The sequence below is a fragment of the Microbacterium lacusdiani genome, assembly GCF_054779895.1.
Window position 1 is genome coordinate 30715 of record NZ_BAAGXJ010000012.1, and the last position, 13733, is coordinate 44447.

Consider the following 13733-nt stretch of genomic DNA (forward strand, 5'->3'; position numbering starts at 1 on the left):
GTCGCGGCGCCGCGGTCGGCCGGGGCGCGGACACGACGGCCCTCGGCGGCTCTCGTGGCCGTCTCGATCGTGCTGGCGGCCGGTGCCCTCGTCCCGATCGGGTACGTCGTGCAGGCCGCGTTCGCGATGGGCGGCGAGCAGCTGGCCGCGCTGCTGTTCCGCCCCAAGGTCGGCGACCTCCTCGTCAACACGGTGCTGCTCGTCGGGATCGGCGTGCCCGCGACCGCGGTGCTCGGCGTCGGCGGCGCGTGGCTGGTCGAGCGCACGGATCTGCCGCTGCGGCGGCTGTTCGCCGTCGCGCTCGCGGCGCCGCTGGCCATCCCGGCGTTCGTCGCGAGCTACGGCTGGGCCAGCGCGATCCCGTCGATCAGCGGCCTGTGGGGCGGCGTGCTCGTGGCCGTGCTGGCGTACTTCCCGCTCGTGTACCTGCCGGTGCTCGCGGCGCTGCGCGGCCTGGACCCGGCGCTGGAGGAGTCCGCCCGCGCGCTGGGGCTCGGATCCTGGGCGGTGTTCGCGCGCGTCGTGCTGCCGCAGCTGCGACTCGCGGTGCTCGGGGGCGCGCTCGTCGTCGCGCTGCACCTGCTCGCCGAGTACGGCGCGTTCGCGTTCCTGCGCTTCGACACCTTCACGACGGTCATCGTGGTGGCGTACCAGGCCACGTTCGCCGGCCCGAACGCCGCGGCGCTGGGGATCGCGCTGGCCGTGCTGTGCCTGGTCGTCCTCACGGCCGAGTCGGTCGCACGCGGACGCCGGCGCTACGCGCGCGTCGGATCCGGGGCGTCCCACCCCGCGCGACGGCTGCCGCTCGGGCGGATGATGCCGGTCGCCCTGCTCGCGGTGATCGCGCTGACGGCGGCCGCGATCGCGGTGCCCCTGGCCAGCGTCGTGCGCTGGCTCGCCCTCTCCGATCTCGGCGCGCTCGGACCGGTGATCGGCGCCACGATCCAGACCCTCGGCCTGTCGCTCGGCGGGGCGGCGGTCGCTCTCGCGATCGCGCTTCCCTTCGCCTGGATGTCGGTGCGCCACCCCGGGCGCCTCTCGCGCGTCCTCGAGGGCGCCGCGTCCATCGCGAGCAGCCTGCCGGCGATCATCGTGGCCCTGGCGCTCGTCACGGTGACGCTGGCGGTCGCGCCGGGACTGTACCAGACGGCGTTCACGGTCATGGCGGCTTACGCGCTGATCTTCCTGCCGCGTGCCCTCGTGCCGCTGCGTGCGGGGCTGGCCCAGGTGCCCGAGTCGCTCGAGGAGGCGGCCCGCGCGCTCGGCGTGCGGCCCGCCGCGGCGCGGCTGCGGGTGACGCTGCCGCTGCTGCTGCCCTCGCTCGCCGCCGGCGGAGCACTCGTGGCGCTCGGCGCCGCCAACGAGCTCACGGCCACCCTGCTGCTGGCCCCGACGGGCACGCGGACAGTCGCGACGAGCTTCTGGTCGGCCGCGTCCTCCCTCGACTATCCCGCCGCCGCCCCGTACGCCGTGATGCTCGTGCTGCTCTCGGCGCCCGCCGTGGCGCTCATGTTCGCCCACGCCACCGGACGGAAGCTGCGATGACCCTGCGACTGGACCGCGTCTCCAAGGCCTTCGGCGACACGACCGTGCTGCGCGACGTGTCGCTCGCCGTGCCCGACGGCACCCGGCTCGCCCTCGTCGGCGCGTCGGGCAGCGGCAAGAGCACCCTGCTCCGCCTCGTCGCCGGGTTCGAGGAGCCCGACGCCGGTGAGATCGCCCTCGGCGACCGTGTGCTGGCGGGCCGCGGCCGCGCGGTGCCCGCGCACCGCCGGCGCATCGGCTACGTGGCGCAGGACGGCGCGCTGTTCCCGCATCTGTCGGTCGCCCGCAACATCGCCTTCGGCCTGCCCAGGGGAGCCGACCGCATCGCCCGGGTGCGCGAGCTCCTGGCCCTCGTGTCGCTCGCCCCCGACTTCGCCGGCCGGATGCCGCACCAGCTGTCGGGCGGGCAGCAGCAGCGCGTCGCCCTGGCGCGCGCCCTGGCGCAGCGGCCCGACGTCATCCTGCTCGACGAGCCGTTCAGCGCCCTGGACACGGGCCTTCGCGCGCACACGCGCGAGGCGGTCGTCGACGTGCTCGAGCGCAGCGGCGTGACCGCCGTCCTCGTGACCCATGATCAGGAGGAGGCGCTCACCTTCGGGCAGCAGGTGGGCGTCCTCGCCGACGGGGAGCTCGTGCAGGCGGGCGAGCCGGCGGCCGTGTTCGACGCGCCGCGGGACGCCGGCGTCGCGCTGTTCCTGGGCGACGCCGTGCTCCTGCCGGCGGAGGTCGCCGGCCCCGGCGCCGTGGACTGCGCGCTGGGCCGCGTGGCGGTGCGCCACGACCGGAGCGGAGGAGCCGCGTCCGTGCGGGCCATGCTGCGGCCCGACCAGCTGAGCGTGCGGCCCGCGGACGCCGCGGCCGCCAATGCGACCGTGACGGCGGTCCGCTCGCTCGGCGCCGCCGCGGAGCTCACGCTGCGGCTGTCGGACGGCGAGGAGCTCACGCACCGGGTGCCGCTGCACGACGTGATCACCGGCCCCGTGTGCGCGTACGCGCCCCGCAGCCGGGTCGCGGTCGCCGTCGAGGGCGGCGTGGTCCTCTACGCCCGCGCGGGCGAGGGCGCGGTCTCGGCCGCGGCCTCGGTGCCGGCCGCGGCCGGCTCGACGACGGCGGTCTGAGCGGCCGTCGGCGCGGCGACGCGGCGGCCGGTGCGGCGCAGCGTGCGGACCCGGCGCAGCGCCGCGGCCCCCGCCGAGCTCGCGCGCGTGTACGCCTGCCACGCGACGATCCCGACCGCGAAGGACAGCAGCGTGCCCAGCCAGGGCGCGCTCTGCTCGAACGGCGGGTAGACCTGCCAGTGGGTGAGGTAGACGAACAGGGACGAGCCCGCGAGCGTGCCGACCGCGGGCGATAGCGCCTGCGGGAGCGGGATCGCCGGGAGCCACACGAGGAGCAGGATGCCGCCCGCCACGATGGCCTCGCGCGCCGGATCGCCGAAGAAGCCGAACACCGTGACCGCGGTCAGCGCCGACACGAGCACCCGTCGCGACGTGGTGTCGGCGCGCGCGACCAGCCATCCGAGCACGATGAGCCACGCGACCGACGCGGCCGCGTACCGCTCGACGTGCTCGGCGTGCAGGCCCGTGAGCGCGAGTCGCGCCGCGAGGGCCGCGCCGAGGAGGGCGAGCGGGAACGCGAACGGCATCCGCCGCTCCAGCCGGTCGATCGCGCGCACGCCGAGCAGCAGCGCCAGGCCGGCCATGCCCCACAGCATCGCCTCGAGGAACCAGAACTGCCACTGCTCGTTCCAGCGCCCGTCGCCCGGCACCAGGTTGTTCACGAGCAGCGCCGTGGTGGGCAGGTAGAAGCCCGTCATCAGGGCGACCGCGCCGATCCACAGCACGGCCGGGACGGCGAGCTGACTCATGCCGCGGATCAGGCGTCGCACGCGCGTCACGCCCGGCGCGTCCGTCAGCGCGAAGCGGGCGATGTTGTACCCGGCGACCGCGAGCAGCAGGTGCGCGCCGCCCTTGAGGGAGAAGAGATCGGCGTGCGTGCCGACGATGAGCACGATCGCGAGCGCGCGCAGGACGGCCGAGGTCTCGACGTGCGCGAGACGCGACCGCCGCGCGCGTGCCGCGGGCCGGGCCGTCTCGTCCTGCGCGGCGCGGGGGGCCGCGAGCTCGGCGAGCCCCCGGGCCGAGCGGGTGGGCCAGTCGCGCGGCAGGGCGCCGAGCATCGCCTCGAGGCGGAGGCTCACCTCGACGTAGCTGAGCGAGTCGCCGCCCAGGCCGGCGAACGAGTCGTCGATCCCGGCGTCGGGGCGATCCAGCAGCAGCGCCAGGAGATCGCGCACGGACTGCGCGGTCACGGCCTCCGCTCCGCCGGCCGACGCCGCGACGGCGCGCGCCGCCCTGTCCTGCTCCGCGGCGATCCGCACGAGCGCGGCGTTGTCGGGCTTGCCGTTGGCGGTGCGCGGGAACTCGGCGACGACGTGGGCGGAGATCGCGTGGGCCGGGACGCCGGTCAGGGCCGCGGCCCGCTCCCGCGCACGGGCGGCCGCGCGGTCCGAGGTCGCGAACACGAGCAGGCGCTCTCCCGCACCCGCCGCGCGCGCCACGAGGCCCTCGTCGGCGAGCAGGCGCTCGAGGCGGTCGAGGTCGATGCGCAGGCCGTAGACCTTGACGAACCGGTTCAGGCGGCCGGTGATCTCGTACAGGCCGTCGGGTCGCCGGCGGGCCAGATCGCCGGTGCGCAGCTCGTGGACCGTGCGGCCGAGAGCGAAGTCGGCCGGGGACTCGGCGTAGCCCAGCATCACGTTCGGACCCTCGTACACCAGCTCGCCGGTCTCTCCCTCCGCGGGCGGCACGCCGCCCCCGTCGAGCGGGTCGAGGCGGAACGCGCCGCCCGGGATGGGCCGTCCGATCGCGCCCGCGCAGGCCTCGGCGAGCTCCGGCGGCAGGTACGCCATCCGCGCCGTGGCCTCGGTCTGCCCGTACATGACGAAGAGCTCGAAGCCCCTGCGCGCCCCGAGCGCGGCGAATCGCCGGACCGCCGCCGGGTCGAGCCGGCCGCCCGCCTGCGTGAGATAGCGCAGGCGCGGCAGGTCGCGGTCGGCGAATCCGCCGGCCTCGAGCAGCTCGAACGTGTAGGGCACCCCCGCGAACGACGTGATGTGGTGGGCCGCGGCCTCCTCCCAGAACGCCTCGTCCGACACCGAGCGCTCGGTGAGCAGCAGGCTCCCTCCGGCGAGGAGGTGGCTGTTGACGACCGAGAGCCCGTAGCAGTACTGCAGCGGCAGGGTCGTCGCCGCGCGGTCTCCGGGCTCGAGGCGGAGGTACTCGGCGATCGCGGCCGCGTTGCTGGCGAGGTTCTCCGCCGACAGCCGGACCAGCTTGGGCGATCCGGTCGAGCCGGATGTGCTGGCGAGCATGGCGAGCTGAGGATGCAGCGCGTGCCGCGTGCCCGGGCGCACCTCCTCGAGACGCCAGCCGCCATCGGTGTCGGTCGCGATCACGTCGGGGTCGAAGCGCTCCACCAGCGCCGCGCGGTGCCGGAGGCTCGTCTCATCCTGCGCGCCCGACACCATGAGCACGGGATGGCCGCCCTCCAGCGCCGCGAGATACGTCACGATCGGATCGACGGCGTTCCGCGCGGCGATCATCACGAGCCGGCGGGTGGGCCCAAGGATGCGGCCGCAGGCGCGGACCAGGCCGTCGAGCTCGCCGTAGGTGACCGTGCGGCCCTCGGCGACGAGGGCGGGGGCGTCAGGATGACCGGACAGCAGAGACAGGCCGGGACGGACGTCGGTGGAGGGCATGGGCGGGGAGACCTTCGGGAGCGGGCCCCTCGACACAGGCATCGAGGTTAGGGCATCCTAACTCATCCCGTCCGGCGCAGGCCGCGCGGGAACCGGGGGAGCCGGGTGGGGATACGGTGGGAGCATGGCCGACACCCAGCGCACCGGGCCCGCGCCGACGGACGGGGACCCCGCGGCGCCGTCCGAGGTCGTCAGGATCGCGCGCGACCTGATCCGGATCGACACCACCAACTGGGGTGCCGGACGAGCGAAGGGCGAGCGCGAGGCGGCCGAGTTCGTGGGCGCGTACCTCGAGTCGCTCGGCCTGCGCGCCGAGTACTACGAGCCGGTGCCGCGCCGCACGAACGTGAGCGCGCGGATCCCCGGGCGCGACCGGACGCGGCCCGCCCTGGTGCTGCACGGTCACCTGGACGTGGTGCCCGCCGTCGCCGAGGACTGGTCGGTCGACCCGTTCGAGGGCGTGATCCGCGACGGCATGCTGTGGGGCCGCGGCGCCGTGGACATGAAGAACATGGACGCCATGATCCTCACGTCCGTGGCGGAGCTGCTGCGCGCGGGCGAGCAGCCCGACCGCGACATCGTGCTCGCGTTCTTCTCGGACGAGGAGAACGGCGGCGTGGAGGGTTCCCAGCGGGTCGTGCGCGACCGGCCGGAGTGGTTCGCCGGCGCCACGGAGGCGATCAGCGAGGTGGGCGGGTACTCGATCGGCGTGGGCGATCGCCGCGCCTATCTCCTCCAGGTGGGGGAGAAGGCGCTGATGTGGATCCGGCTGGTCGCGCGCGGGCGCGCGGGTCACGGCAGCCGCGTGCACCCGGACAACGCCGTCACCCGCCTGGCGGAGGCCGTCGCGCGGCTCGGGACCGCGCGCTGGCCGGTCGAGCTGACCGACACGACCCGGGCGCTGCTCGACGGCATCGGCACGCTCGCCGAGACCGACAGTCGCGACCCCGACGAGCTCGCGGCCCTCACGGGGCCGGCCGAGGCGTTCATCCGCTCGTCGTACCAGACCGTGACGAACCCGACGGGGCTCACGTCGGGATACAAGCACAACGTGATCCCCGATCTCGCCGAGGCCACCGTCGACGTGCGGGTGCTGCCAGGCACCGAGGACGCCGTGCTCGCCGAGATCCAGCGGATCGTGGGCGACGACATCCGCATCGAGATGTTCCTGCGCGACATCGGCCTGGAGATCCCGTTCGAGGGCGACCTCGTCGACCAGATGGTCGCCGCGCTCGGCCGCCACGACCCCGGTGTGCCGGTGCTGCCGTACCTCCTGGGCGCCGGCACGGACAACAAGGCGCTGTCCACGCTCGGCATCGCCGGCTACGGCTTCGCTCCGCTGAAGCTGCCGCACGACCTGGACTTCACGGGCATGTTCCACGGCGTGGACGAGCGCGTGCCCCTCGACGCGCTCGAGTTCGGGCAGCGCGTGCTGACCGACCTGATCCGCTCGCTCTGACGTCGCTCCCAGGCGATGGCGGACCCGTGACCTAGGCTCGGTAGCCGTGCCATTCATCGAAGCGATCATCCTCGGCCTCGTGCAGGGCCTGACCGAGTTCCTGCCGATCTCGTCGAGCGCTCACATCCGGATCCTCGGCGAGTTCCTGCCGTCGGCGACCGACCCGGGTGCGACGTTCACCGCGATCACCCAGATCGGCACCGAGGCCGCCGTGCTGGTGTACTTCTGGCGCAAGATCGCGCGGATCATCACCCGATGGGCGCAGTCGCTCGCCGGCCGCGTGCCGCACAGCGACCCGGACGCGCGGATGGGCTGGATCGTCATCATCGGGACCCTCCCGATCGGGATCGCCGGATTCCTGCTGCAGGACCAGATCCGCACGTTCAACCGCAACCTGTGGATCGTGGCGACCGTGCTGATCGTCTTCGGCATCGTGCTCGGAATCGCGGACCGCTATGCCCGGCGCGAGCGCGACTTCGACGACGTCACCTATCCGTCGGGCCTCACCATGGGCGTCGCGCAGGCGCTCGCGCTCATCCCGGGCGTCTCACGCTCGGGCGCGACCGTGACCGCCGGCCGTCTGCTCGGCTACGATCGCGCCGCCGCCGCGGAGTACGCCTTCCTGCTCGCGGTGCCGGCCGTGTTCGGCAGCGGCCTCTACGAGCTGCTGCACGCGCTGACCGAGCCGGCGACGGGCCCGTACGGCCTCGCCGAGACCGCGGTCGCCACGGTGGTCGCGGGCGTGGTCGGCTGGCTCGTGATCGCCTACCTGATGGCGTACCTCAAGCGCGGCAGCTTCCTGCCGTTCGTGATCTACCGCATCCTGCTCGGCGGCGTGCTGCTGGTCCTCCTGTCGACCGGAGCGATCTCGGCGTTCTAGCCCGGGGCCCGGCCGGGCGGGGAGATCCGGCCACGTTTCGACTCCGGCTCGTTCCTCGCCTCCGCTCAACGACCGGGGGTTGCTGCCGGTCGTTGAGCGGAGCGAAGCGGAGACGAAACGGGTTCAACCCGGTGGTCGTTGAGCGACGAGCGTCAGCGAGGAGTCGAAACGCAGCCGAGCCTGCCCCGCCGGAGGGGAGCGGGTCAGCTCAGCGTCCGTTGCGGCCGCGGTCGTCGCGGCCGTCGCTGCGGCGCAGGTAGCTCTCGAACGCCTGCGCGATCGCGTCGCCCGACGCCTCGGGGGATTCGACCGTGTCGCGCGCCTGCTCGAGCTGGTGGATGTACTCGCGCATCTCGTCGTCGTCCGCGGCGGCCGCGTCGATCGTCGCCTCCCACGTGGCGGCCTCGGCCGCGAGCGTGCCGCGCGGCACGTCGGCGGCGGCCAGCTCCTCGAGCCGGTCCAGCAGCGCCAGCGTGGCCTTGGGCGAGGGGGTGTGCCCGGCCACGTAGTGCGGCACGCTCGCCCACAGGCTGACGGACGGGATGCCCGCCCGCTCGGCGGCGTCGCCGAGAACGCTCAGCACGCCGACCGGCCCCTCGTAGGTGCTGCGCTCGAGGCCCAGCGAGGAGCGCAGCGCCTCGTTGTCGCTCCCCGCGAAGATCGAGATCGGGCGGGTGTGGGGCACATCCGCCATCATCGAGCCGAGCGTGACGAAGCCCGTGACGTCCTCGCGGAGCGCGACGTCGACGAATTCGGCCGCGAACGCCTGCCAGGCGCGCGCCGGCTCGACGCCCGTGAGCACCCAGAACTCGGTCCCGCCGACGTCGGCGTCACCCGGGCGGGGGAGCGGCCGGTGCAGGGTGGCCTCGGGCCAGCGCAGCCGCCGGCGGCCCTCGCCGTCGGTCTCGACGGTCGGGCGCGTGTACTGGTAGTCGAAGTAGAGCTCGGGATCCACACTCAGGACGCGGTCGTAGGGACGGTCCGCGAGCAGCAGGTTCACGGCGCTCGTCGCCGCCTCGCCCGCGTCGTTCCATCCGTCGAACGCTGCGACGATGATGCGGCGGCCCAGGGTGGCGGGAACGCCGGTCGTCTCGGCCTCGTGGTCCACTCGGCTCCTCCCTTCCGCCGCGCCTGGCGCCCGGCGGAGCTTCGTCCCAGGATAGGCGCGTCCCGGCCCGCGGGCGCCAGGGCGGCGGCGATCCGCGCGCGGCCGGCTGACAGGATCCGCGCGACGGGCGCCGACTAGGCTGGACGGATGACTTCGCCTCACGCCGCCGCGCCCGACGAGGGCAGCCCGGAGCTCCGCGCCGTCCTGTGGGACATGGACGGCACGCTCGTCGACACGGAGCCCTACTGGATCGCCGCGGAGGCCCCGCTGGTCGAGGAGTACGGCGGCACGTGGACGCACGAGGACGCGCTCCAGCTGGTGGGCCTGAGCCTGGACGCGTCCGCGCGGATCCTGCAGCAGGCAGGCGTGCGCCTCAGCGTGGACGAGATCATCACGACGCTCAGCGCGCGGGTGATCGCCTCGTGCGTGGAGAACGGCGTGCCGTTCCGCCCGGGCGCGCTCGAGCTGCTGCGCGACCTGCGCGCCGCGGGCATCCGCACGGGCCTCGTGACGATGTCGATGCGCCACATGGCGCTCGCGATCGCCGACCTGATCGACTTCCCGGCCTTCGACGTGGTCGTCGCCGGCGACGACGCGCACCGCCCCAAGCCGTACCCGGACCCCTACTTGCAGGCGGCCGAGGCACTCGGCGTCGACATCGCCGACACGGTCGCGATCGAGGACTCGCCCAACGGCCTCCGTGCGGCGATCGCCTCGGGCGCCGTGGCGCTCGGCGTGCCCAACATGGTCTCGCTCGACGGCGTGGGCGCCGCGGAGCTGTGGCCGACCCTGGCGGGCCGGACCTCCGGCGACCTCGCGGCGCTGCATGCGGCGTACGCGGTGCGCACCGCGGGGGAGCTCGCGTGACCGGCGCGGCGCGTCCGAGTGGTCCGTTCCGCTACGGCGACCGCGTGCAGCTGACGGGTCCCAAGGCCCGCATGCACACCATCACGCTGCGCGAGGGCGGCGAGCTCCACACGCACCACGGCGTGCTGAAGCACGAGCAGCTCGTCGGCCACCCCGACGGGTCGGTGTTCGAGAACAGCTCGGGGCACGAGTACCTGGCGCTGCGTCCGCTGCTGCGCGACTTCGTGATGTCCATGCCCCGCGGCGCCGCCATCGTCTACCCGAAGGACGCCGCGGCGATCGTCGCGCAGGCCGACATCTTCCCCGGCGCGGTCGTGGTCGAGGCCGGCGTCGGCTCGGGAGCCCTGTCGCTGTCGCTGCTGCGCGCGGTCGGCTCCGAGGGGCGGCTGATCTCGTTCGAGCGCCGCGCCGAGTTCGCGGAGGTCGCGCAGGCGAACGTCGAGACCTTCTTCGGCGAGACGCCCGACAGCTGGCAGGTCGTGATCGGCGACCTCGCCGAGGCGCTTCCCGCCGCGGTCGAGCCGGGATCGGTCGACCGCGTCGTGCTCGACATGCTCGCCCCGTGGGAGGTCATGGACGCGGTCGCGGACGCGCTCACGCCCGGCGGCGTGGTCATCTGCTACGTCGCGACCGCCACCCAGCTCTCGCGCGTCGCCGAGTACATCCGCGGCACGGGCGCCTTCACCGACCCCGAGGCGAACGAGACCCTGGTGCGCGGCTGGCACGTCGAGGGCCTCGCGGTGCGCCCCGACCACCGGATGGTCGCGCACACGGCGTTCCTGATCTCCGCGCGTCGCCTCGCCCCGGGCGTCGTGCCGCCCGAGGTCAAGCGCCGCGCCTCGAAGAAGAGCTTCTCGGACGAGGACGTCGAGATCTGGACGCCCGGCGCCGTCGGCGACCGCGAGATCACCGACAAGAACCTCCGCAAGCGCATCCGCGAGGCGCAGAAGGCCGCGCAGGGCGCACGGCTCGCATCGGGCCGGGCGGCCGAGGCGGACGCGCCCGGGGGCGCCACCGCGGCGTCGGAGGCACCCGAGCGGGACGCATAGACTGAACGGCATGCGGAGAACCTCGGCCGTCCTCTCGATCGCCGCCCTCGTCGGAGTCGCCCTGGTGGGCTGCGCGCCCGCCGGCACCGCCGGAGCGACCTGCGACCGCGTCGCCGACAGCGACCCGGACACCATGTCGCTGATCGAGGTGTCCGGAGCCCTGGAGTCGGCGCCCACGCTCGACGTGTACACGCCGTTCACGACCGCCGAGGACGCCTACGCCGACGTCGAGCGCGGCGACGGCCCCGTGATCACCGACCTCGCGCAGCCCGGTGTGCTCGACATCACGCTCTTCGACGGCGAGACCGGGCAGGCGCTGATCGGCACCGCGTACAGCGGCGACGTCTCGGCGGTCGGACCGCTCACCGGCTGGACCGAGCAGTTCCCCGCGCTCGAGGACGCCCTGCTGTGCGCGACCGAGGGATCCCGGATCGCCGTCGCGATGTCGCAGGACGGCGTCACCGAGGAGACCCGCGCCGCATACGCGCAGGCCGGCCTCCCCGCCGAGGGCTCGCTCATCGCGGTCGTCGACGTGCGCAAGGTGCTGCCGCGCGCCGCGTCGGGAACGCCGCAGTACAACGACGGCCTGGGCCTGCCCACGGTCGTGCGCGCCCCCGACGGCCGCCCCGGCATCATCGTCCCGGACGCGCCGCCGCCCTCCGAGACCGTCGTGCAGACGCTCATCAAGGGCGACGGCCCGGTCCTGGGCGAGGACGAGACCGTGCTCGTGCAGTACACCGGCGTGACGTGGGCGGACCGCGAGGTGTTCGACTCCACCTGGGAGAACGGCGCCCCCGCGGCCCTGTCGGCCGACCAGGTCGTGCCCGGCTTCGCCGAGGCGCTCAAGGGCCAGACCGTCGGCTCGCAGGTGCTCGTGGTCATCCCGCCGGACCAGGGCTACGGCGACCAGGAGCAGGGCGCCATCCCGGCGAACTCGACGCTCGTGTTCGCGATCGACATCCTGGGCACGCTGCCCGCCGGACAGACGCCGCCCCAGTAGCCGAGGCGCACGCGCTCGGCGCCGACGGCCCGTCCTAGGATGGGTGCGTGGCCCAGCAGATCCCGGCGGAAGAGCGCCAGCTCAATCTGATCGTGGCCCTCATGGCCACGGAGATCGGGCTGACCAAGCAGCAGGTCCTCGAGACCGTGTCGGGGTACCGGCAGCGGTCCGGGGGACGCGCCGACGCTCTGGACAAGATGTTCGAGCGCGACAAGGACGACCTGCGCGCGATCGGCGTGCCGATCGAGACGCTCGGCGACCACGCTGACCCCAAGGACCTGCGCGAGGCGCGCTATCGCATCCCGAAGGCGGAATACGACCTGCCCGCCGACATCGCGTTCACGCCGGCCGAGCTGGCGATCCTGGCCCTCGCGGGCTCGGTGTGGAGCGAGGGGTCGCTGTCCAAGGACGCCCACACCGGACTGCGCAAGATCCGCGCGCTCGGCATCGAGGTCGACGAGCCGATCATCGGCTTCGCGCCCCGGATGACCGTGCGCGAGCCGTCGTTCGGTCCGCTGCAGGACGCGATCGAGGCCTGCCGCGTCGTCTCCTTCGACTACCTCAAGCCGGGGGAGGAGAAGCCGCGCCGCCGCACCGTCCGGCCCCTCGCGCTCGTCGACTATGAGGGCCGCTGGCACGTGTCGGCGCACGACGTCGACGCGGACGGCGAGCGGATGTTCCTCCTGTCGCGCATCGTGGGCGACGTGGCGATGACGGGCGAGGGCTTCGATCCGGCCCTGCGCGAGGGCGCGGGAGAACGCGCCATGCAGGGACTTCGCGACGTGGCCGCCCGCAACCGCGCGCTGCTCGAGATCACGCCGGGAACCGAGGCCGCGCTGCGGCTCACGCGCCGGAGCGAGCCCGCCGAGCAGGGCATCCGCGTGCCGTACGTCGACGCGCACATCTTCGCCGACGAACTCGCCTCGTACGGCCCCGAGGTGCGCGTGGTGGAGCCCGAGTCGCTGCGGACCGCCGTGATCGAGCGGCTGCGCGCCGCGCGCGACGCCCACCGCACGCCCGAGCCGGGGGAGGCCGCATGACCCGCCTGCTCACGCCGGACAAGGTCCGGCTGTTCCTGACGCTCGTGCCGTACCTGATCGAGCGCGGCGAGGTCTCGCTCGCCGAGGCGGCGCGCGAGTTCGACGTGACCCCCGACGAGATGCGCTCGATGGTCGAGAAGCTCACGGTCATCGGCATGCCGGGCGAGGGCGACTACCTGCAGATGCCGAACGAGATGTTCGACATCAACTGGGACCTGCTCGACGAGCACGACGTCATCGAGATCACCCAGACCGTCGGGCTCGAGCGCGCCCCGCGGCTGACGGCCCGCGAGGCCGCCGCGCTGCTCGCCGGTCTCCGGCTCGCCAGCTCGCTGCCCGGCGTCGCGCCGGGCGAGGTCCTGTCCGGCCTGCTGGCGAAGCTCGCGCGGGGCGCGTCGTCGACGCCCGCCGAGGTGATCGTCGCGCCCGAGCCCGTCGACGAGGTCCGCACGCTCGTGTCGCAGGCGCTGCGCGAGCAGGTCGCGCTGTCCTTCACGTACCGTCGTCCCGACGCCGAGCCGACGACGCGCACGGTGGACCCGGTCAAGGTGATCGTGACCGACGGCCAGTGGTACCTGCAGGGGTGGTGCCACCTGCGCCGCGCCATGCGGAACTTCCTGCTGGAGCGCGTGCGCGATCCGACGCTCACGGACATCCCGATCGAGCACGCGCACGAGCCGGTGCCGGGGCTGTTCGAGCCGGGCGAGAACGACCAGGTCGCCGTGGTGCGCTTCGCGTCGTCGCTCGCGCCGCTGGTGGGCGACTACCTGGCGGGCGCCGAGACGACCGAGGCCGACGGGGTCACGACCGCCCGGTTGCGGGTCTCGGACGCGCGCAGCCTGAAGCGGCTCGCCGCGCGCCGCGCCGGCCGCGTCGAGGTGCTGGAGCCCGCCTCGGCCCGACGGGCCGCCGCCGAGTGGGCGGCCGAGGCGCTCGCGCTGTACGGCGAGACCGACTGACGCGGCGCGGCTGAGATCGCCCCCCGGCGGGCGCGGTTAGACTGAACCCGCATTCCCGTACCGCCG

Annotated in this window: 11 protein-coding genes; 9 read left to right on the forward strand and 2 right to left on the reverse strand. The window is 74.2% G+C overall.

Annotated features, from left to right (window positions below; translation table 11 throughout):
• The first annotated feature begins 54 nt into the window (after positions 1-54).
• Both ACYVGN_RS08820 and ACYVGN_RS08825 read left to right on the forward strand, forming a co-directional pair.
• On the forward strand, positions 55-1545 hold the full coding sequence (locus tag ACYVGN_RS08820) for an ABC transporter permease (RefSeq protein ID WP_460790182.1): 1491 nt from the start codon (positions 55-57) through the stop codon (positions 1543-1545).
• Entirely contained in the window at positions 1542-2663 is a 1122-nt protein-coding gene (locus tag ACYVGN_RS08825; protein WP_460790184.1) for an ABC transporter ATP-binding protein, read from the forward strand. Before ACYVGN_RS08820 ends, ACYVGN_RS08825 begins: the two co-directional genes overlap by 4 nt.
• Here the strand turns inward: ACYVGN_RS08825 and ACYVGN_RS08830 are convergent.
• Positions 2585-5305: an AMP-binding protein gene (locus tag ACYVGN_RS08830; RefSeq protein ID WP_460790186.1), complete on the reverse strand. Its 2721-nt coding sequence runs from the start codon at positions 5303-5305 to the stop codon at positions 2585-2587. The two genes, ACYVGN_RS08825 and ACYVGN_RS08830, sit on opposite strands and share 79 nt — an antisense overlap.
• 124 nt (positions 5306-5429) lie before the next feature.
• Between ACYVGN_RS08830 and ACYVGN_RS08835 the strand changes: the two genes are divergently transcribed.
• A complete protein-coding gene (locus tag ACYVGN_RS08835) occupies positions 5430-6764 on the forward strand; it encodes a M20/M25/M40 family metallo-hydrolase (RefSeq protein WP_460790187.1) in 1335 nt (444 codons plus the stop codon).
• Between the two features lie 46 nt (positions 6765-6810).
• The gene (locus tag ACYVGN_RS08840; protein WP_460790189.1) at positions 6811-7644 is read left to right on the forward strand and encodes an undecaprenyl-diphosphate phosphatase; all 834 of its coding nucleotides are present in this window, start codon (positions 6811-6813) and stop codon (positions 7642-7644) included.
• A 208-nt stretch (positions 7645-7852) separates the two neighbouring features.
• On the opposite strand, the gene ACYVGN_RS08845 is transcribed toward ACYVGN_RS08840, so the two are convergent.
• Positions 7853-8752 carry a PAC2 family protein gene (locus ACYVGN_RS08845; protein ID WP_460790190.1) on the reverse strand — a complete coding sequence of 300 codons (900 nt, stop codon included), beginning with the start codon at positions 8750-8752 and terminating at the stop codon, positions 7853-7855.
• Positions 8753-8899: 147 nt separating this feature from the next.
• On the opposite strand from ACYVGN_RS08845, the gene ACYVGN_RS08850 reads away from it, so the two are divergent.
• The 5 genes from ACYVGN_RS08850 to ACYVGN_RS08870 are packed head-to-tail and all read left to right on the forward strand — an operon-like array spanning position 8900 to position 13667.
• Positions 8900-9619: an HAD family hydrolase gene (locus ACYVGN_RS08850; protein WP_460790192.1), complete on the forward strand. Its 720-nt coding sequence runs from the start codon at positions 8900-8902 to the stop codon at positions 9617-9619.
• Positions 9616-10668, forward strand: coding sequence for a tRNA (adenine-N1)-methyltransferase (locus ACYVGN_RS08855; protein ID WP_460790194.1), 1053 nt, complete (start codon positions 9616-9618; stop codon positions 10666-10668). Before ACYVGN_RS08850 ends, ACYVGN_RS08855 begins: the two co-directional genes overlap by 4 nt.
• 10 nt (positions 10669-10678) lie before the next feature.
• Positions 10679-11668 (forward strand): FKBP-type peptidyl-prolyl cis-trans isomerase, encoded by a 990-nt coding sequence (locus ACYVGN_RS08860; RefSeq protein WP_460790196.1) that lies wholly within the window; start codon positions 10679-10681, stop codon positions 11666-11668.
• Between the two features lie 47 nt (positions 11669-11715).
• Entirely contained in the window at positions 11716-12708 is a 993-nt protein-coding gene (locus ACYVGN_RS08865) for a helix-turn-helix transcriptional regulator (protein ID WP_460790198.1), read from the forward strand.
• Positions 12705-13667: a helix-turn-helix transcriptional regulator gene (locus tag ACYVGN_RS08870; RefSeq protein ID WP_055989306.1), complete on the forward strand. Its 963-nt coding sequence runs from the start codon at positions 12705-12707 to the stop codon at positions 13665-13667. Before ACYVGN_RS08865 ends, ACYVGN_RS08870 begins: the two co-directional genes overlap by 4 nt.
• Positions 13668-13733 lie beyond the last annotated feature (66 nt).